This is a genomic window from Oleiphilus sp. HI0079, assembly GCF_001635105.1.
Map to the genome: position 1 here is coordinate 1 of NZ_LWFT01000772.1, position 20054 is coordinate 20054.

Sequence of the window (20054 nt, forward strand, 5' to 3'; positions counted from 1 at the left end):
GATCAGTGATGGTCTTCAACCAGAGTTTTGCCTGACGACCATAGAGAACTGGAACCACCTGATCCCATCCCGAACTCAGAAGTGAAACGGTTCATCGCCGATGGTAGTGTGGGAGGTCCCATGTGAGAGTAGGTCATCGTCAGGCTTTAATCAGAAACCCCAGCAGACATCCTGCTGGGGTTTTTTTATGTCTGGAGCGTGCTGTTCTCATAGCCAAGTGCTATCGCCCAGCCGCCTTGCTGTTACGAAACAGCCTTTAGCCGGACAAGACTTGATTCCAGCTTTTCTGCTATCCTGTCTTGAATTTATTGTGCTTTATGTCTGGTTGAGGTGAGCGTAGTACGCGTTTTTTATAGACAGATGTTGTTTCATTGTCTTAACTCAGAGTTTGCATAGGAGAACGGATTTGGCGACTCAAAGATTGGTTGGTATGGCCTTGCTTTTGGCGGGTACACTTTTGATTGCGTGGGGTTACAACACGAGTAACTCGGTTAGTGGTCAGCTAGGTCAGGCATTTGGTGCTATGGACTGGAAGGTGGTTGCCGCATACGTTTTTGGTGTTGTGCTTTCCGTTGCAGGTGTGCGGAAGCTTAAGTAGCGTCTGTTTTCGTTCTTTTTGGTATTCGCACAATTTCAGTGTTCGAGAGAATACACTGAAGTGATCGCCCATTCTTGTCGACCAGTACCCATAAGTAGCCCAGCCCAAAAACCGAGGCCGAGATAACTGCGCTGAGGACACGGGTAAAAGCTTGGCGCCAAGTGATTGGTTGGCCATCTTTGGTTTGAACTCTAATATGCCAGACTTGCATGCCAAGGGTTTGTCCGGTCCGAGTCCAAAAATAGCCATAGAATAAAACCAGAGTAGATAGCAGTACGACTGACAGCAATGGGTCGCCAATGGTTGATCCTGACTCGTTCATTTGTTTGTAGGCCTCGGTCCCGACAACCCTCTTCGAGATCATCATATAAATGCCGGTCATTACCATCAATAGTGCAATGTTGAGCAAGGAGTCATAAAACATCGCGGCCAGTCGCCGAGTTAAGCTCGCCTTGGAGAGCTCAAGGTTTTTTTCCTTAAATTCGCGCATGATTCACCCTACGATTTCTATCCGCGCATCTTATCGTAATTGAGACCTCAAGTTTAGAAAATATTACCTTTCAACTACGTTTTCTCGCTGATATTCAGTGGTTTAGGATTTCCGAAAAAGTAAATTATGATAGAGTTGTCAGCTCTTTGATTTCTGTAATCATTACATCCTAAAAAATACAAATAGTTGTGAGTCGATACGATGAAGACTGCTGTTATCCGTGAAAAATTTCTTGATTTTTTTGCTCAAAATGGGCATCAAAAAGTAGCAAGTAGTTCGCTTGTTCCGGCGGACGATCCCACCTTATTGTTTACCAATGCTGGTATGAATCAGTTCAAAGACACTTTTTTGGGGGCAGAGCAAAGGGCGTATAACAGAGCGACGACTTCTCAGAAGTGCGTACGAGCCGGTGGTAAGCATAATGATCTCGAGAATGTCGGTTATACGGCGAGACACCATACCTTTTTTGAGATGTTGGGCAACTTTAGTTTTGGTGACTACTTCAAGGCTGAGGCAATTGAGTTTGCATGGAAGTTTTTGACCGAAGAGCTTTCAATCCCTGCGGAAAAGCTTTGGGTGACGGTATATAAAGATGACAAAGAAGCCGAAGATATTTGGTTTAAGCATATCGGAATTGATCAGAGTCGGTTTTCACGCTTAGGAGAAAAAGATAATTTTTGGTCTATGGGTGATACAGGGCCGTGCGGTCCTTGTACTGAAATTTTCTATGATCACGGTGCTGATGTTGTTGGAGACCCTCCTGGTGGCCCGAATGATGATGGTGATCGATACATAGAAATCTGGAATCTTGTTTTTATGCAGTTCAATCGAACTGCTGATGGTGTCATGCACCCACTGCCTAAACCTTCCGTAGATACCGGAATGGGCTTGGAGCGCATTGCCGCGGTTATGCAGAATGTTCATAGTAACTACGAGATTGATTTGTTCGATGATCTCTTGGGTGATGTCTCTAAGTTGCTAGGAGGTGTCTCGAAGGAGGAAAAATCCCTCCGGGTTATTGCTGACCATATCCGTTCAAGTGCTTTCCTAATAGCGGATGGTGTCATGCCTTCGAACGAGAGTAGAGGCTATACGCTTCGCCGGATCATTCGCCGGGCGATCCGTCATGGAAACAAGCTGGGTGCGCAGGGTTCTTTTTTTCATAAGTTAGTGGCTAGCTTGGTTCGGATTATGGGCGATGCTTACCCTGAGCTGAAGAGCGGCCAAGTTCAAATAGAGAAGATACTGCTTCAGGAAGAGCAGCAGTTTGCTAAAACGTTAGATAAAGGTATGCGTTTGTTGGAGCAAGATATGGCGGAACTTGTTGGATCGGTGATTTCTGGCAACACGGTGTTTACCCTTTATGACACGTTTGGTTTTCCCGTAGATTTGACCAATGATATTGCCCGGGAACGCGGTTTGACGCTCGATTATGATGGTTTTGAGAAGTCTATGGAGGCTCAGCGAGCACGAGCACGATCTGCTAGTAAGTTTGGAGTAGACTACAACGATAGCGCTGTGATTGAGGGTGAGACTGAGTTTGTTGGCTATGAGCAGTTGCAGGGTGAAAGCAAAGTCATCGTGACCTTAATTGAAGGGCAGTCTGAGTCACTTAGCGTGGGTCAGCAAGGTGCGTTAGTGCTTGATGTTACGCCATTTTATGCTGAGTCAGGTGGGCAGGCTGGCGACACAGGCCTAATTACATGTGGTGATTCTCAGTTTCGCGTAGAAGATACGCAAAAGCAGGGTAAGCAGTTTCTGCACATTGGTCGCGTTGTCGCAGGTTCTTTCGATCAAGGAGATTCGGTGTCGTGCATTGTAGACAAAGCTGTTCGCGATGCGACAGCCCTCAATCATTCGGCAACGCACCTCTTACATGCGGCTTTACGGAAGGTCTTGGGAGAGCATGTTGTTCAAAAGGGATCTTTGGTAAACGATGAACGATTGCGCTTTGATTTTGCCCATTATGAAGCAGTTTCCAAGGATCAAATTACTGAATTAGAACGGATTGTGAACCATGAGATCCGAATGAATACGCCTGTCCTTACGACGTTGACAGACATGGAAAGTGCGAGAGACATGGGGGCTATGGCGTTGTTCGGTGAGAAATACGGAGATGAGGTTCGTGTGCTATCGATGGGTCAAAAGTCGTTTTCTGTTGAATTGTGCGGAGGAACCCATGTTCAAAGGACAGGAGATATCGGTCAATTTATTATCCTCTCGGAGGGAGGAATCTCGTCGGGCGTTCGCAGAATAGAGGCGGTTACAGGGCTTGGTGCTGAAGAGTATGTGAGGTCAAATCTTGAGAGTGTTTCTGCAATCGCTTCTCAGCTGAAATGTTCCAAAGAGGATGTTTTGGATAAGGCGCAACAGCAGCTCGATAAAGTTAAGCTGCTAGAGAAAGAATTGGAAAAATTAAAGTCCAAGCTCGCAGCTGATGCTGGAAGTGAGATCGCCGGATCAGCTATCGAGATAAGCGGTGTCAAGGTATTAGCCAAGAAAGTCGACGGTATGGACCGAAAAGGATTAATGGATGCTGTTGATAAGTTAAAGAATGAGCTTGGTGAGGCGGTCGTGATGTTGGCCTCGGTTGAGGATGACAAGGTGACTCTGATAAGTGGTGTTTCCAAGTCAATATCGAAACGGTTTCCAGCGGGAGATTTGATGCGAGAGATTGCTGCAAAGGTTGATGGAAAAGGTGGTGGTCGTCCTGATATGGCGCAAGGCGGGGGCACGAATATCGACAAACTAGATGCCGCATTATCTGGGGTTCAAGAATGGGTCGCAAGTAAGGTATAATCGCGCGCTTTTTGATTTATAGCCTTGTTCGGGCAGTATAGGAATAGTTAGCAATGGCCTTGTTGGTTCAAAAGTTCGGTGGTACTTCTGTAGGCTCGGTTGAGCGTATCGAAGCGGTTGCTGATAAAGTTAAAGCGTTTCGTGAAAAAGGCGATGACATTGTTGTGGTCGTTTCGGCGATGAGTGGAGAGACGAACCGTTTGATCGGTTTAGCGGCAGATATAATGGAAGAGCCGACTCCTCGTGAAATGGATGTGCTCGTGTCTACGGGCGAACAGGTTACCATAGCCTTGCTTAGTATGGCCTTAAATAAAAGAGGCTGTGAAGCTAGGTCTTACACCGGTGCTCAGGTTCGAATCAAGACGGATAGTACGCATACGAAAGCGCGTATTATGGATATTGACGAACACAAGATGCGCAAAGATCTGGATGCTGGGCGAGTTATCGTTGTTGCAGGCTTTCAGGGTGTTGATGACAATGGCAACATTACGACATTGGGTCGTGGTGGTTCCGACACTACTGCCGTTGCATTGGCTGCAGCGTTAAAAGCGGATGAGTGTCAAATTTATACGGATGTAGATGGCGTCTACACTACGGATCCGCGAGTCGTAGAGGGTGCTCGTCGTATGGAAAAGATCACTTTTGAAGAAATGATCGAAATGGCGAGCCTTGGATCCAAGGTGCTGCAAATCCGTTCCGTCGAGTTTGCAGGTAAATACAATGTACCGTTGCGTGTTCTTTCGAGTTTCAAAGAGGGTACGGGCACTTTAATTACAACTGATGATGAGGGAAATATGGAACAGCCTCTCGTGTCTGGTATCGCGTTTAATCGTGACGAGGCAAAGCTAACACTGGTCGGAGTTCCCGATATTCCTGGAATAGCCAGCAAAATCCTTAAGCCTGTTAGTGATCAAAATATCGAAGTCGATATGATTGTGCAGAATATTGGCGTTGATAATTGTACTGACTTTACGTTTACAGTTCATAGAAATGATTTTAAAAAGGCCTTGTCTATTTTAGAGCAGGTCTGCGAAGCTCTTGGAGCAAAGCGCGTTGTCGGGGATGATGGTATTGCCAAGGTCTCTATTGTAGGTGTTGGGATGCGCTCTCATGCGGGTGTTGCCAGCACTATGTTCGACGCACTGTCTCAGGAGGGAATCAATATACAAATGATTTCAACGTCCGAAATAAAAATTTCAGTCGTCATTGATGAAAAATATATGGAGCTTGCCGTGCGTACGCTCCATAGTGCATTCGATTTAGGTGAGGAAGCGTAATAAGTTGGCGCCTTATGTCTAGGCGTCTTAAATAGCTTGAATGGGCAGTAACCTGACTCAACTTTTAAAAGTTTTTCGTTAAACCTTTATTTTTGGGAAATCTGGACGATACTCGGGTAGTAAAATTGGAGGGCCTGCAAGTCAACATTGGATTAGTGGTAGGAATAGAAGGAGCAAGCGAATGCTTATATTGACTCGGCGTGTCGGCGAAACGCTTATGGTGGGTGATGATGTAACAGTCACTGTTCTTGGCGTTAAAGGGAATCAGGTTCGAATCGGTGTGAATGCGCCTAAGGATGTATCGGTTCATCGCGAAGAAATTTATCAGCGAATTCAGAAAGAAAAGGCAGAATCTGGACAATCTGACGATTAGTTGACCAATCTTTTTTGGGTTTTTCTAAGTCGGCTTAAAAAAGTCGAAATAAACAGAATTGGCGCTTGGCATTTAATATTATTTTGGTATTATACGCCGCGTCTGGAGAGATGGCCGAGTGGCTGAAGGCGCACCCCTGCTAAGGGTGTATGGGTTTACGCCCATCGAGGGTTCGAATCCCTCTCTCTCCGCCACGAAAGTTTGAAGATACGCGGCTGTAGCTCAGCTGGATAGAGTACCTGGCTACGAACCAGGCGGTCGGAGGTTCGAATCCTCCCAGCCGCGCCACTTCAAACCCATCTCGAAGTTTTAGCAGTATCGACATCGTATTTTGCGGCTGTAGCTCAGCTGGATAGAGTATCTGGCTTCGAACCAGGTGGTCGCAGGTTCGAATCCTGCCAGCCGCGCCATTTCAATTTTTAATCCTTAAGAGTTTCCGAGCTCCAAGCATTGTGTCATTTGAATTGTTCTCAGATCATTTCGCTTGAGCTATCGTAACGCTTGTTATATTTGTTTTTCTTTTCCGCTTGATTTAAAGCATCAGTTTTACTTATAGGCTGAATAGCCGATTCAAATTTGCCACTCCAATTGAATGGGAGTAAATTAGCCAAGCTTTTAAAGAGGCGGGTTGGAATGTGTCTGCCCGCTGACTTTGCACATATAAAGGGTTATCACACTATGAGTGACTTAATGACCGAAGCTCTCAGCTTGATGGCTGTGGGCATGGGCTTCGTATTCGTATTTTTGACAATATTGGTTGGTGTCACCACTTTGATGTCGAAGATGGTGAATAAGTACGCCCCAGCTCCTGAGCCCGCTAAACCTGCTGCGCCTGCAATGGCCTCGGCACCGGTTGATGCAAAAATGCTCGCTGTTTTGCAAGAAGCTGTAAATACGTACCGCGCTGATAAAAAACGTTAATCTGATATAAAACGAACCTTGAATAGAAGGCCTTTACATAATGACTGATGCAACCAAAAAACTCGGAATTACCGATGTAGTTCTTCGAGATGCTCATCAATCTTTACTTGCGACACGCATGCGCATTGACGACATGCTTCCAATTGCTGAAAAACTAGATCAAGTTGGTTATTGGTCCCTGGAGTCATGGGGCGGCGCTACGTTTGATTCTTGTATTCGTTTCATTGGTGAGGATCCTTGGGATCGTATCCGAGAGTTGAAAAAAGTAATGCCAAAAACAAAGCAGCAAATGCTTTTGCGAGGGCAGAACTTGCTTGGATATCGTCACTATGCTGACGACGTGGTAGACAAGTTTGTTGAGCGCGCAGTTAAGAACGGTGTTGAAGTTTTCCGTGTATTTGACGCGATGAACGATCCACGAAATCTTGAGCGAGCTTTGAAGGCTGTTAAGGCAAACGGCGGTCACGCTCAAGGCACACTCTCTTATACGACAAGCCCTGTTCATACTCTGGAGAACTGGGTATCTCTTGCTAAGCAGATTGAGGATCTCGGTGCAGATTCGATTGCTATCAAGGATATGGCAGGCACATTGACTCCCTATGCTGCTACCGAGTTAGTTGGCCGTTTGAAAGCGCAAACTGATCTAGAAGTGCAGCTCCATGCCCATGCAACTTCAGGCCTTTCGGATATGACTATCCTCAAGGCGGTAGAGGCTGGCATCGATCGTGTTGATACTGCGATTTCGTCTATGTCGATGACCTATGGTCATACAGCGACTGAAAGTGTTGTCGCTGCTTTGGCGGGAACGGATCGTGATACAGGTCTTGATATCACATTGCTTGAAGAGATCGCTGCTTACTTCCGTCAGGTTCGTAAGAAGTACGCTAAGTTTGAAGGCTCTTTGCGTGGCACAGATTCTCGAATTCTGATTGCGCAGGTTCCTGGTGGCATGCTTACCAATATGGAAAACCAGTTGAAAGAGCAGGGCGCAGCCGACAAATTTGATGCGGTATTGGAAGAAATCCCTCGTGTCCGTGAAGACCTAGGCTTCATCCCTCTGGTAACGCCAACTTCTCAAATAGTGGGCACACAGGCTGTGCTTAACGTTTTGACTGGTGAGCGTTACAAGTCGATTTCAAAAGAGACGGCTGGAATATTGAAGGGGGAGTATGGGTCAGCGCCAGCGCCTTATAACAAAGAGCTTCAGGAGCGTGTTCTTGATGGTGCGGAAGCAATTACTTGTAGACCAGGGGATTTGCTTGAGCCAGAGATGGACAAGTTGACTGAAGAGGTAAAAGGTCTAGCTAAAGAGAATGGCTTCAAACTTTCTGATGACGTTGTTGATGATGTTCTTACCTATGCTTTGTTCCCTCAGATTGGCCTTAAGTTCCTAGAAAATCGCGACAATGCGGATGCATTTGAGCCAATCCCTAGTGAAGATGATGTGAAAGGTTCAGCTAAAGGTGGCAAAGGGGTTTATACCGTAAATGTTGACGGCCAGTCTTACACCGTTGAAGTGGAAGATGGTGGAGACATCACGGGTGTTGTTCCTGTTGCAGGAGGTTCATCTTCTGCAGCGGCTCCGGCAGCAGCTCCCGCGGGGGGTGGTGAGCCTGTTCCTGCGCCGCTAGCTGGAAATATCTTTAAGATTGTCGCTCAGCCTGGTCAAGCAATTCAGGAAGGTGACTTATTGCTAATACTTGAAGCGATGAAGATGGAGACGGAAGTGCGCGCGCCACGGGCGGGTACAGTCGGAACTATCAGCGTTAAAGTTGGCGATTCTGTCGCTGTCGGCGATACATTGTTAACACTGTAATAGGGTTCATTTGATATGGAGAATATCCTCAATCTTTGGACTGGTAGTGGTGTTTACAATATCACTGGCGGCCAAATTACGATGATCTTGGTTTGTCTCTTCTTGCTGTACTTAGCAATTAAGAAGGGCTTTGAGCCATTACTTTTAGTTCCGATCGGTTTTGGTGGGGTTCTTGCGAACATACCTGAAGCTGGGCTAGCGCTGACTGCAGCGGAAAATGCGATTCACTTCCACAAGCCTGAAGTGATGGTTGCATTAGCTGAGGTGTTAAAAATTCCTTTCGAGGTAGGGCAAGATATAACTGCTGAAACCTTAAAGGCGTTTAAGACAGCTTATGCTGAGGGTAACGCATCAACAGTATTTGCCGCTGATCAGGTCGCGAAAAATGCGGGTTACGCTAATGGTATGTTGGCGAATTTCTATAGCGTTATTATTGGAAGTACGGTTGGTCCCTTGTTGATCTTTATGGGTGTTGGAGCGATGACTGATTTCGGTCCATTGCTTGCAAATCCGCGTACGATTCTGCTTGGCGCTGCGGCCCAGTTCGGCATTTTTGGTACCGTCCTTGGTGCTGCTTTGCTCACCACTTCTGGCATTATGGAATTCTCCATCTATGAAGCGGCGGCAATCGGTATAATTGGTGGGGCGGATGGCCCGACGTCTATCTACGTGGCAAGCGTATTGTCTCCTCACTTACTTGGTGCTATCGCGGTTGCAGCGTATTCGTACATGGCGCTTGTTCCAGTGCTTCAGCCTCCAATCATGAACGCACTAACAACGGCAGAAGAGCGTAAGATCCAAATGGTACAGCTTCGTCCTGTTAACCAGTTGGAGAAGATTCTATTCCCTATTGCTGTGTTGATTCTTGTTGCACTGTTTCTACCTGATGCTGCACCGCTGTTGGGGATGTTCTGCTTGGGTAACTTGATGAAAGAGTGTGGCGTTGTTGACCGTTTATCCGATACCGCTCAGAACGCGCTGATCAACGTTGTGACGATTTTCCTTGGCTTGTCAGTGGGCTCAAAGTTGAGCGCTGATAAGTTTCTCGATCTTCAGACGCTAGGTATCTTGATTCTCGGCATGGTAGCTTTCGGTGTTGGTACTGGTACTGGCGTCCTAATGGCCAAGGCAATGAATGTATTTAGCACCAATAAAATTAACCCGTTGATCGGTTCCGCTGGCGTTTCGGCTGTGCCAATGGCAGCAAGGGTGTCGAACAAAGTTGGTTTGGATAATAATCCGCAGAACTTTTTGTTGATGCATGCAATGGGGCCGAACGTAGCTGGTGTAATCGGCTCTGCGGTTGCTGCAGGTGTTATGATCAAATTCTTAGGCGGCTAGTCAGAGCGCATTCAAAAAGCCCCGGTACGTTGCCGGGGCTTTTTTTTGTCTCAAAGGGGGGGGCGGATGAAGTATTCAGTTCTAGGTGGGTCAGACATTCGGGTTAGTAAGATTTGCCTTGGGTCAATGACTTGGGGCGAGCAAAATTCGGAGTCGGAAGCGCACGAGCAGTTAGACTATGCGCTTGCGCATGGCGTCAACTTTGTAGATGCGGCGGAAATGTATCCGGTGCCTCCCCGAAAAGAAACTCAAGGTTTAACGGAAGCGCACATCGGTTCTTGGCTAAAAAGGCGTGGTCGGCGGGATGATTTAATTCTCGCTACCAAGGTAGCTGGTCCCGGCGATTGGTTGAGACATATACGCGGAGGCTCTAGATTGTCCTCGAAGCACATTTCTCAAGCGTTGCATTCGAGTTTAAAGCGTCTCGGTACAGATTATATTGATCTTTATCAGCTTCATTGGCCTGAGCGTCAAACTAATTACTTTGGTCAGCTTAGTTATAGTCACGATGACGCCGCTGAAGCGATACCTTTAGTTGACACCTTGTCAGCACTGAAAGAGCATCTAGATGCCGGAAAAATAAGGCAATGGGGTTTGTCTAACGAGACCCCCTGGGGGCTAATGACTTCGCTAAGCGTTGCACAGGAGCTAGATATGCCTCCCCCAGTATCGATACAAAATCCCTACAACTTGCTTAACCGAAGTTTTGAAGTCGGCCTTGCCGAATGCTCGATTAGAGAGAATGTTGGACTGTTAGCATATTCGCCTTTGGCATTTGGCGTGCTCTCCGGAAAATACTTGGGCGGACGCAGCCCTGAAGGTGCGCGTTTAACCTTGTTTGATCGGTTCACGCGTTATACTCACGACAGAGCAGAAAAGGCAACACAGGCTTATCGAGAGCTCGCAGTTTCTCAGGGAATGTCTATTACCCAATTGGCTCTGGCGTTTGTTAATCAGCAAATGTTTGTGGTCAGTAATATCATTGGTGCGACAAACATTGATCAGTTAAGTGAAAACATAGCTTCCATTGATGTGGTGTTATCTAACGATGTGTTAGTGGAGCTTGACCGGCTGCATCAAATACATACAATCCCTTGCCCCTGATTGATTAAAGAACCTTATATGTCACAAGAACCCGGATTGATAAAAAAAGCACTGTGGTCTGTACGCCATGGAGTTGAGCAGACATTGTTTTCAGAGAATTTTGTGATTGCTGACCTCAGTCCTTACGATGTCATTCATGCTGATGGCATTATGTCGGTAAGGCATTACCAGGCATTACTCGATGCTGAGATTGAGATAGCAGGCCAGACGGTTACCGTTGAAGAGCCTTCGGACCGAATACCGGTTTTGCTTGTTCCTCCGCTTGCGGCCACATCCATGATCTTCGATTTAATGCCGCATCGAAGTATTGTGCGTTATTTTCTTGCTCGCGGATTTGATGTGTACTTGGTTGATTGGGGGGATGTGACGGCAGATCATTCAAATCTCTCGCTTGAGTCCTATGTAATGGAGTGGATGCCGGATGTCGTGGATTCCGTGCTAGGGCATGCAAGTGTAAAAGAGCTATCGATATTTTCCTATTGCATGGGGGGGCTGTTGTCTCTGATGTATCTCGCTACCTCTGGAGATCAGAGGGTTCGAAACCTAATTACAGTAGCTAGTCCTGTCGATATGCATCAAAGTGGTCTCACAGGAAAGTTTCTTTCGGTGGTATACAAGCCTGCGCAAAGTATTTCCAGTATGTTGAATGTCTCGCTTTTAGATATGCCGGCGAAAATGTTTCATGTGCCAGGATGGGTGTCCTCGGTCGCTTTCAAATTGACCAACCCGATTGGTAGTGTGATCAATTCGTATGAGAAGTTCTTAAATCTCTGGGATCGTGAGTATCTGGAGGAGAGTCTGACCATGAGTAAGTGGTTTGATGACATGGTCGATTACCCTGGCGAGACAATTAAGGACATGGCCGTCCATATGATGATTAATAACCGAATTGCTAGTGGTGCGATGCGCATCGGGCAGGCTAAAGCGCAGTTCAATAAGATTGCGTGTTCTATTTTGGCCTTTGCTGGAGAGAGCGATAATATCGTTAGCGTGAAAGCTGCACACAAGATTCTGGATATTGTGTCATCCACGGATAAAGAATTCTGTATTGCGCCCGGAGGACATGCCGGTGTATTTGCAGGTGCATCTGCTCCCGCGCATACATGGGCTCTCAGTGCAGACTGGTTAGTCGAGCGCTCGGACAAGAGGTAGTTATGAAAACATATACTGTGCATTATTGGCTCAAAGGAAGCGATGGGGAGGTAGTGGATACATCCCAGGGTGGAGAGCCAATGAAGATAAAAATCGGCGCCTCAGATGTCATCGAGGGTTTGCAGAAGGCCGTTGATGGCCGCAGCGCCGGAGATCGAATTGAAGCGACGATTCCCCCGGAGTTAGGTTATGGTCCGCATCGTCCAGAATTTGTTAACGTGGTATCTAGGGAGCTGTTTGATATCGCTGACCTTGAACCCGGGATGAAGTTTCAAACCAATACGGGTGAGCAGACGCAAATAATTCAAGTTGTGGAAGTAAACGAGGGCGGCGTAACCGTTGATGCTAACCATCCTTTGGCAGGTTTGACGCTCGTTTTTGAGCTAGAGATTGTCTCTGTTAGTGATAATAACGATTAAAACCCAATCTGTTATCTCCTGAGGTAACAAAGAATTTATTCTTTTCGGCGGGTAATTTTTGAAACAGCATATATACTAAATGTAACAACGCGTGTTTGGCTGTAATATAAGGGCTCAAGCATCCGATTCACACTTAGTTTAATAAGAAAAGCTGATGGACGTAGAAGATCAAAATGAAGCGTGGCGTATCCTTATTGTAGAGGATGACGAAAGGTTGGCCGATCTCACCAAAGAGTATTTGGAAAGTAATGGTTTAGTCGTTTCTGTTGAAGCAAACGGCTCTCATGCGGTTGACCGCATTATCAATGAGAAGCCTGACTTGGTCGTGTTGGATTTAATGCTGCCTGGCGAAGATGGCTTGTCGATCTGTCGGAAGGTTCGTCCAACGTATAACGGCCCGATTTTGATGCTAACAGCGCGAACGGATGACCTTGATCAGGTCTTGGGTCTTGAGATGGGCGCTGACGATTATATGTCAAAACCTGTTCGGCCTCGTGTACTACTGGCTCGGATCAGAGCTTTGTTGCGCCGTATTAAAGATATAGATAACGCTTCTGATAGCGCCAATCAAGCAGGTCAGGATGGTGAAGGCCCGACGCGCTTAGTATTCAACAATCTAACCATAGACTCATCTATGCGTGAGGCTTGGTTAGATGAGGAAAGTATTGATCTAACCAGCGCAGAGTTTGATTTGCTCTGGTTGCTTTCTAGTAATGCAGGAAATGTTCTGAGCCGAGAGGAGATTTTTACTGCGTTGCGAGGCATAGAGTATGACGGCCAAGATCGATCGATTGACGTTCGAGTGTCACGTATTCGTCCGAAAATCGGCGATGACCCAGTGCATCCGCGTCGTATAAAAACGGTTCGCAGTAAAGGTTATCTCTTCGTTAAAGAAGCTTAGTCGGTTGATCTCTTGAATAGCCCCGCGATTCGAATCTTTATGAGTCTGGCCGGCTTCCTAGCCGGCTTGGTTCTCCTCTCCTTCTTAGTTATCGCAACCTCAAATCATGTTCGACACCAAGCCTACTGGAGTCATCTTGTAGATCCGGTGCTTCGCTACGTGTCAGAGCACCAGTTCATCTTAGCCGATTTAAATATGAACGCTTTGTCTGTGGTTTCCAGTGATCAAGATAATATCGATAATCTGATTCATGCTCGCCTCGACCTTGGGCAGGTCGTATTCACAAGTACTGAGGGATTGTTTCTCAGCTACGTATCTCTTGAACCAACACTGTTATTAGAGCTTGAGTCTGATCAAAGCGGTCGTAGTATTTATGAGCTGTATTTGAAGGTTTTCAGGGGTCTGTTGGAGGCTACCGATAATCAGGAATCCGTAGTGGCAGAGTTGGCAAATGCTTGGGGTATGGCCTTGTATCCTCTAGAACAAGCGAACGCGCTACGCTCACAAAGTGCTTTAGATAGTTTGTCTGAGAAGGGGTTCTATCTGGTTGTCTCTGACAAAAGTGTGTCTGCATTGTTGCGAGCTCCAACAGGTGAAATCTACAGAGTCGTGTTTCCCGAGCCATTTAGTTTGATTTCTTGGCCTGTACTAGGTCTTTTGATATTCGGTCTATTGGCTAGTATCTATGGATTGGTTGCTGTCTTTGTTCAAGGTTATGAGCGCAAGTTGCTCAGTGTTGAAACCGTTGCGGCTCGCATATCTAGAGGCGAATTGGATGCGCGTGTAAAAATTTCTAATGACGGCAATGAGTCGGTGGAGCGTTTAGGGACGGCCTTCAATGCAATGGCTGATCACATTCAGCGCTTGATGCTGGTTCAGAAAGAAATGATTCATGCGGTCTCGCATGAGTTGCGAACTCCTGTGGCGCGTATTCGTTTTGGTGTTCAGATGATTGAAGATTGCTTCGATGACGCGTCTCGACAGAAACAAATCAAGGGGATTGATGGCGATATTCAAGAGCTAGATGAGCTTATAGACGAAATTCTTACCTATGCCCGTCTTGAGCAAGGTGGACCAATACTGAGTTTTCAGCATGCCAATCTTTTCGACATTGTTTATCAAGTGGTAGATGAGCAAAGCGTAGGTAAGCCAGATCTGGAAATTAGCTCTGTCATGGATGCTGAGTCAGATGAGTGGCATGAAACCGAAGTAGAACCACGTTACATTCATCGCTCTATTCAAAATCTTGTTGGTAACGCAACGCGGTATGCGAAGTCGAAGGTACGTGTTACTTGTCATTGTGATCAAGATACGTGTCGGGTCGATGTTGAAGATGATGGCCCTGGTATTCCGGAAGATCAATGGGAGTCAGTGTTCACTGCATTTGCTCGGCTTGATGATAGTCGCACCCGAAGTTCTGGCGGGTATGGATTAGGCTTATCAATAGTGCGGCGCATCCTGCACTGGCACGGTGGTAAAGCATTTCTTGGCAGAAGTGATGCTTTGGGAGGTGCGAAGTTTAGTCTCGTATGGCCAAGAAACCAAAGAAGTAGCGAGATGGCGGATGGTGAAGAGAGCAGGATCGGGCGCGGCTGACGCTTGCCGCACCTGATATGGAGCTATACGGCGCTTTCTAAAAGCGAACTGGGCCTAGCGTCTGGCCTGATTCGTTTTTCAATATACGATTCTAAATTTTCTATCTGTTTATTGTTGAAATGATAACCAACCTTTGTTCTTCTGAATAGCACGTCATCCGCAGTTCGAGCCCACTCGTGGTTAATGAGATAGTTAACTTCTTGCTCGGTCAGCCCGTACCCAAAATCTTGTCCCAGTTCTTCCATAGACTCTTTTTGTGCAAGAAAGCGCTCGCTCAAGTGACCGTAGCTAGACGCATAGCGGCTTATTAGATCTTTGCTCAGCCAAGGGAAACGCGCAGAAAGGCTTTTACTGATTTCGTTTCGTGTTTCCCCAAAAAATGCACAGCCAGGTAGTGGCGTTGATTTAGTCCATTCTCTGGGTAATGTTGGTTCAAATGTGCGAAGCTCCTCCAATACCGCGCTTGCGAGCTTCCTATATGTAGTGATCTTTCCGCCATATATCGATATAAATGCGTTGGCACCGAGTGACTGCGTATCAATGGTATAGTCTCTAGTAATCGCCGAGGGATCATTCGATTCGTCGTCACAAAGCGGTCTTACTCCTGAATAGGTGGCAACTATGTCTGACACCTTTAGTTCGTGTAGGAAGTGCTGATTATGTACCGATATTAAGTACTTTATCTCATCGTCATCAATTTTAATTTCATCTAAAGGGCCCGTGTATTCTTTATCTGTTGTTCCGATAACAGAATAATCATCAAGGTAGGGTAAAACGAACACAATACGCCGATCTTCGTTTTGAAGGATGTAGGCAGAATCACCGTTTGGAACGCGAGGGACGATGAGATGACTGCCTTTGATGAGGCGAATGCCTCTCGAAGCTTTAAGTTGGGGTACCCCTTTGTCGATAACGCGTCGCATCCATGGGCCTGCAGCATTGATAATGTGTTTTGCGTGCACTTTATAAGAATCGCCGTCAGCTAAATTTGTGCAAGAGATAACCCATTGTTGTTTTTCTTTAACGTAATTTGCCGCTTCACACCGAACGCCAGTTTTGATTGTTGCGCCCCGCTCGGCGGCGTCAATGGCGTTGTTTACTACTAGGCGGGCATCGTCCACCCAGCAATCATAGTATTCAAAACCTTTCTGGATGTCTGGCTTTAACCCTGCAGCCATGCCTAGTGGAACGCTCTTTGCGCTCGGGAGGCTATTACGCTTACTCAGGTGGTCATACATAAACAGGCCTGCTCGGATCATCCAGGACGGTCTCAGATGAGGGCGGTGAGGTAAAGTGAACTTCAGAGGGCTGACAAGGTGTGGTGCTTTTGAAAGCAGCACCTCTCTTTCTGCCAGAGCTTCTTTAACCAAGCGGAATTCGTAATGTTCAAGGTAACGCAGACCTCCATGAATGAGCTTGCTACTTGCAGAAGAAGTTCCTGAGGCAAGATCATTTTGCTCGGCTAAATATACGTTTAAGCCTCTGCCGGCTGCGTCGGCTGCAACTCCGCAACCATTGATACCACCACCTATAATAAAAAGGTCATACACCTTCTTTGAATCCATGTGCTTTGTTTGCTCTCTAGTTTTGTGCTGAATAAACCCGCGTAGGATAACGTATTAGACTCAGATAACTTGAACCGAATCAACAATTTCGAACATCGTGCTTAAAGGCGTTGAAAAAAGTTATCAGAACCGTATCTTTGACGCATCGAAACTGCCCACTATCGTAAGGCTAAAAATAACAATGAATCGATTTATTCTATCGCTTGATCAAGGAACCACTAGTTCAAGGGCATTACTTTTTAATGAGCGTGGTGCGCATATAGCGACAGCGCAAGAAGAATTCACTCAGTTTTTTCCTCATAACGGTTGGGTTGAGCATGACCCCGAAGAGATATGGAGCACAACGCTGGATGTGATGCGCAAGGTTGTAGCAGACGCAGGTGTTAATCCGGAGCAGATATCAGGAATAGGTATTACTAATCAACGAGAGACAACCGTTGTTTGGGATCGAAAGACTGGCAAGGCAGTGTATAACGCGATTGTTTGGCAAGATCGAAGAACCGCCAAACAATGCGAGAAGATCCGGTCTCAGTTTGACGAGAAGACGTTAACGAGTAAAACGGGACTTGTGCTGGATCCTTATTTTTCGGCAACGAAAATAGCTTGGATTTTGGATCATGTCGATGGCGCTAGAGTAGCGGCGGAGAACGGCGACTTAGCTTTTGGAACGGTGGATAGCTTCTTACTCTGGCGTTTGACCGGTGGTAAGCAGCATGCAACAGACGCCACCAATGCCTCTCGAACCAATCTGTTTAATATTCATGAGCAGCAGTGGGACGATGAGCTGCTCCAGCTTTTTGATGTGCCAGCCTCATTGCTTCCTGAGGTGAAAGACTGTGCTGCGGACTTCGGGGAGACTGCAAAGGAGTTACTTGGTGTAAATATACCAGTGTGCGCACTTATCGGGGATCAGCAATCTGCTTTAGTTGGCCAGGCATGTTTTAGCGAAGGCATGCTTAAAAGTACATATGGTACGGGTTGCTTCGTTATTCTGAATACAGGCGAGAAGGCTTTGTCATCGGAGAATAAGCTGCTGACAACCGTCGGATATCGAATGGGTGGTATGACCACGTATGCGTTAGAAGGCAGTATTTTCGTGGCTGGTGCGGCAGTTCAATGGTTACGAGATGGCCTGGGCGTGATTAACTCAGCAGGTGAATCGGAATCGATAGCGAGCGAAGTGGGTTACCAAAACAAGTTATATGTGGTTCCTGCTTTTACTGGGTTAGGAGCTCCATATTGGGATCCAGATGCGCGAGGCGCTGTATTGGGCCTGACGCGCGATACGGGCGCGAAAGAGGTCGTGACGGCAGGTTTAGAAGCAGTTGCGCATCAGACGAGAGATCTTTTGTCAGCAATGCAAAAAGATGGTGCAAGTATCGATACTTTGCGCGTGGACGGCGGTATGGTCGTCAACGATTGGTTTTCTCAATGCCTAGCAGATTTATGTGATGTGACTGTCGAGCGTCCACAAATAGTCGAAACAACTGCGTTGGGAGCGGCCTATGTTGCGGCGGTCCAAGCAGGGTTGTTTGCAAGCTTAGAAGAGGTGGCGAGCAAATGGCAGTTGGAGCGTCGATTTGACTCCAAGATATCAAACGATGATCGGTCTCGCTTGGCCTCGGGTTGGCAGATGGCCGTTGGGTGCGTTAGAGCATTCAAGCCAGAAGGCTGAGCGGCGCGCATTAACTTGGCTTAGGGGCTAATGACGAGCTATTTGAAGGCGATTAAATGCTCGGTGTCTAGTTCAAAGCCTATTACATCGCCAATTTTAAAGTCTTGATGGCTTGGGAAAGCGGCTTCAATTTTTGCGCCGCTTTCAAGCGAAAGCATGTAATGTGTCGCTGTTCCTGCAAAGGTTTTAGAGCAGATCGTTGCGGTCGTTTGGGAGTGCTCGGAATACATCACGTCGTCTGGACGTAATAGAATATCTACCGGTGTTCCTTCTGGCCATGCATAGCAGCGATTACCTTCGATGGGTCCTATTTCCGTCGTGAAGCGTTCATGCGTTTCAGAGATTCCCTTTAGAAAGCTACCTCGGCCGATGAACTGCGCGACAAAGCGTGAGCTTGGCTCATGGTATAGATCGTATGGCGTGCCCCATTGTGAAATGCTTCCTTGATTAATCAACCCAATATGGTCTGCCATGGCAAACGCTTCTTGCTGATCGTGTGTTACGAGAATTGCACTAATTTCCAGTGACTTTAAGATTTCCCGAACTTGAATTCCGAGTCGTGTTCGAAGATCAGCGTCGAGATTTGAAAAGGGTTCATCAAGCAGTATTAGTTCGGGTTCAGGAGCGAGTGCTCGTGCGAGAGCGACCCGTTGCTGCTGACCGCCAGATAGCTCGTGAGGGTAGCGTTGATTGAAGCCACTAAGGTCAACGAGTTTTAGCAAGCGGTCAATGCGATCATCACTGCCCATGCGTTGTTTCTTTGATAAGCCGTAAGCAATATTTTGCTGAATGGTGAAATGCGGGAAAAGGGCATAGTCCTGAAACACCATACCGATTCTTCGTTTTTCAGGAGCAATGTTGGTGGTTTTGTCGCTCAGTACTTTTCCGTTTATTGCGATTGAACCTTTCTGCGGAGTCTCAAAGCCCGCGATTGCTCTAAGAAGGGTGCTTTTTCCGCATCCGCTAGGACCAAGTAAGGAAGCAATTTCGCCTTTCCCGAGGTGGAAGCCTAAATCCTTTAATATGATGTTCTCGTCATACTGACACAGCAAGCTATCGACTTCTAAAAAGGTGCTCATTACGGCTCTTAGTTGTTAAACGTTGCAAAGAAGAAACTCAAGCAGGGCTTTTTGTGCATGCAGTCTATTCTCAGCTTGATCCCATGCTACGGAGTAATGGGAGTCCAGAAGGGTTTCGCTTACTTCTTGACCTCTATGAGCGGGAAGGCAATGCATAAAAAGTGTGTCTTTTTTTGCTGCTTGCAGCAGGTGTTCGTTAACCTGATAGCCTTGAAAATCGATAGCGCGTTGCGCTGCTTCATCTTCCTGTCCCATTGAGCACCATGCATCGGTTACTACGAGATCCGCTTCAGAAATAGCCTGCTCGGGCGTTTCTATAAGTCGGCAATGATCCGCATGTTTTGGGTTGGTTGCAAGTGCTGGGGCATATTTTGTCGGGGATGCGATGGTGAGTTTGAAGTCAAGAAGACGCGCGGCTTGCACGAAAGTATTACAGACGTTATTTCCATCACCTACCCATAAAACATTTTTGCCTTTAATCGAGCCGCGATGCTCTTGATAGGTCTGCATATCTGCTAGCAGCTGACAGGGGTGAAATTGATTACTCAGTGCGTTAATCACTGGTACGTTCGAGTGCTCACTGAAGGCTTCCAATTTCTTGTGTTCGTAGGTGCGCACAGCTATTGCATCGACAAGCCGAGAGAGTACTCGAGCGCTATCCCCGATTGTTTCGCCCCTACTTAGTTGACTGTCCTGAGGTGATAGAAATACAGTCGAACCGCCAAACTGGGCCATGGCAGATTCAAAAGAGACACGTGTTCTGGTGGATGAGTTCTCGAAGATAAGAGCAAGCACACGGTTTTTAAGAGGTTCAAAAATGGTGCCAGACTTGTGTTCGGCTTTTAGGTCGATCGAGCGACGAATAATTTGTTTGAGCTCTTTGCTTGATAAGTCATCAAGTGAAAGAAAATGTCTAAGTGCCATGAGCATCCTGATGTTTACTGATGA

Annotated in this window: 17 protein-coding genes, 3 tRNA genes and 1 rRNA gene; 17 read left to right on the top strand and 4 right to left on the bottom strand. The window is 46.8% G+C overall.

Translation table 11 applies throughout. The features are described 5' to 3' along the window. Positions 1–30 precede the first annotated feature (30 nt). Both rrf and A3750_RS25010 read left to right on the top strand, forming a co-directional pair. Positions 31–145: ribosomal RNA gene (gene rrf, locus A3750_RS14345) — 5S ribosomal RNA — on the top strand. Between the two features lie 261 nt (positions 146–406). Further along, positions 407–598 (top strand): DUF3185 family protein, encoded by a 192-nt coding sequence (locus A3750_RS25010; protein ID WP_156492343.1) that lies wholly within the window; start codon positions 407–409, stop codon positions 596–598. Here the strand turns inward: A3750_RS25010 and A3750_RS14350 are convergent. Beyond that, entirely contained in the window at positions 591–1088 is a 498-nt protein-coding gene (locus A3750_RS14350; RefSeq protein ID WP_068454481.1) for an RDD family protein, read from the bottom strand. The two genes, A3750_RS25010 and A3750_RS14350, sit on opposite strands and share 8 nt — an antisense overlap. A gap of 201 nt (positions 1089–1289) precedes the next feature. Here A3750_RS14350 and alaS point away from each other — a divergent pair, with 201 nt between their 5' ends. The 14 genes from alaS to A3750_RS14420 all read left to right on the top strand — a co-directional run bounded on the left by alaS (position 1290) and on the right by A3750_RS14420 (position 14787). Then, a complete protein-coding gene (gene alaS / locus A3750_RS14355; RefSeq protein WP_068548396.1) occupies positions 1290–3887 on the top strand; it encodes an alanine--tRNA ligase in 2598 nt (865 codons plus the stop codon). 53 nt (positions 3888–3940) lie between these two features. After that, positions 3941–5164 (top strand): aspartate kinase, encoded by a 1224-nt coding sequence (locus A3750_RS14360; protein ID WP_068454487.1) that lies wholly within the window; start codon positions 3941–3943, stop codon positions 5162–5164. Positions 5165–5345: 181 nt separating this feature from the next. Further along, complete coding sequence (gene csrA, locus A3750_RS14365; RefSeq protein ID WP_068548397.1) at positions 5346–5537, top strand: carbon storage regulator CsrA; 192 nt, start codon at positions 5346–5348, stop codon at positions 5535–5537. Between the two features lie 104 nt (positions 5538–5641). Further along, positions 5642–5731, top strand: a tRNA-Ser gene (locus A3750_RS14370). Between the two features lie 17 nt (positions 5732–5748). Further along, positions 5749–5825 (top strand) — tRNA-Arg (locus tag A3750_RS14375). 45 nt (positions 5826–5870) lie between these two features. Then, positions 5871–5947: transfer RNA gene (locus A3750_RS14380), tRNA-Arg, on the top strand. Positions 5948–6227: 280 nt separating this feature from the next. Then, on the top strand, positions 6228–6458 hold the full coding sequence (locus A3750_RS14385) for an OadG family protein (RefSeq protein ID WP_231871832.1): 231 nt from the start codon (positions 6228–6230) through the stop codon (positions 6456–6458). 40 nt (positions 6459–6498) lie between these two features. Continuing rightward, positions 6499–8274, top strand: coding sequence for a sodium-extruding oxaloacetate decarboxylase subunit alpha (oadA, locus tag A3750_RS14390; RefSeq protein WP_068454493.1), 1776 nt, complete (start codon positions 6499–6501; stop codon positions 8272–8274). Positions 8275–8289: 15 nt separating this feature from the next. Further along, on the top strand, positions 8290–9615 hold the full coding sequence (locus A3750_RS14395; protein WP_068454496.1) for a sodium ion-translocating decarboxylase subunit beta: 1326 nt from the start codon (positions 8290–8292) through the stop codon (positions 9613–9615). Positions 9616–9681: 66 nt separating this feature from the next. Then, entirely contained in the window at positions 9682–10719 is a 1038-nt protein-coding gene (locus A3750_RS14400; RefSeq protein WP_068454499.1) for an NADP(H)-dependent aldo-keto reductase, read from the top strand. A gap of 18 nt (positions 10720–10737) precedes the next feature. Further along, on the top strand, positions 10738–11871 hold the full coding sequence (locus A3750_RS14405; protein ID WP_068454502.1) for an alpha/beta fold hydrolase: 1134 nt from the start codon (positions 10738–10740) through the stop codon (positions 11869–11871). Between the two features lie 2 nt (positions 11872–11873). Continuing rightward, positions 11874–12290 (top strand): peptidylprolyl isomerase, encoded by a 417-nt coding sequence (locus A3750_RS14410; RefSeq protein ID WP_068454505.1) that lies wholly within the window; start codon positions 11874–11876, stop codon positions 12288–12290. 154 nt (positions 12291–12444) lie between these two features. After that, positions 12445–13191 carry a response regulator gene (locus A3750_RS14415; protein ID WP_068454508.1) on the top strand — a complete coding sequence of 249 codons (747 nt, stop codon included), beginning with the start codon at positions 12445–12447 and terminating at the stop codon, positions 13189–13191. Between the two features lie 39 nt (positions 13192–13230). After that, entirely contained in the window at positions 13231–14787 is a 1557-nt protein-coding gene (locus tag A3750_RS14420; RefSeq protein ID WP_068454511.1) for an ATP-binding protein, read from the top strand. A gap of 23 nt (positions 14788–14810) precedes the next feature. Here A3750_RS14420 and glpD read toward each other — a convergent pair whose 3' ends face one another. Next, a complete protein-coding gene (gene glpD, locus A3750_RS14425) occupies positions 14811–16352 on the bottom strand; it encodes a glycerol-3-phosphate dehydrogenase (RefSeq protein WP_068463725.1) in 1542 nt (513 codons plus the stop codon). Positions 16353–16533: 181 nt separating this feature from the next. Here glpD and glpK point away from each other — a divergent pair, with 181 nt between their 5' ends. Next, the gene (glpK, locus tag A3750_RS14430) at positions 16534–18027 is read left to right on the top strand and encodes a glycerol kinase GlpK (RefSeq protein ID WP_068451946.1); all 1494 of its coding nucleotides are present in this window, start codon (positions 16534–16536) and stop codon (positions 18025–18027) included. A gap of 38 nt (positions 18028–18065) precedes the next feature. On the opposite strand, the gene A3750_RS14435 is transcribed toward glpK, so the two are convergent. Together A3750_RS14435 and argF are read right to left on the bottom strand one after the other, a co-directional pair. Next, a complete protein-coding gene (locus A3750_RS14435) occupies positions 18066–19106 on the bottom strand; it encodes an ABC transporter ATP-binding protein (RefSeq protein ID WP_068520232.1) in 1041 nt (346 codons plus the stop codon). A gap of 15 nt (positions 19107–19121) precedes the next feature. Then, positions 19122–20030: an ornithine carbamoyltransferase gene (gene argF / locus A3750_RS14440; protein ID WP_068451960.1), complete on the bottom strand. Its 909-nt coding sequence runs from the start codon at positions 20028–20030 to the stop codon at positions 19122–19124. Positions 20031–20054: the final 24 nt, after the last annotated feature.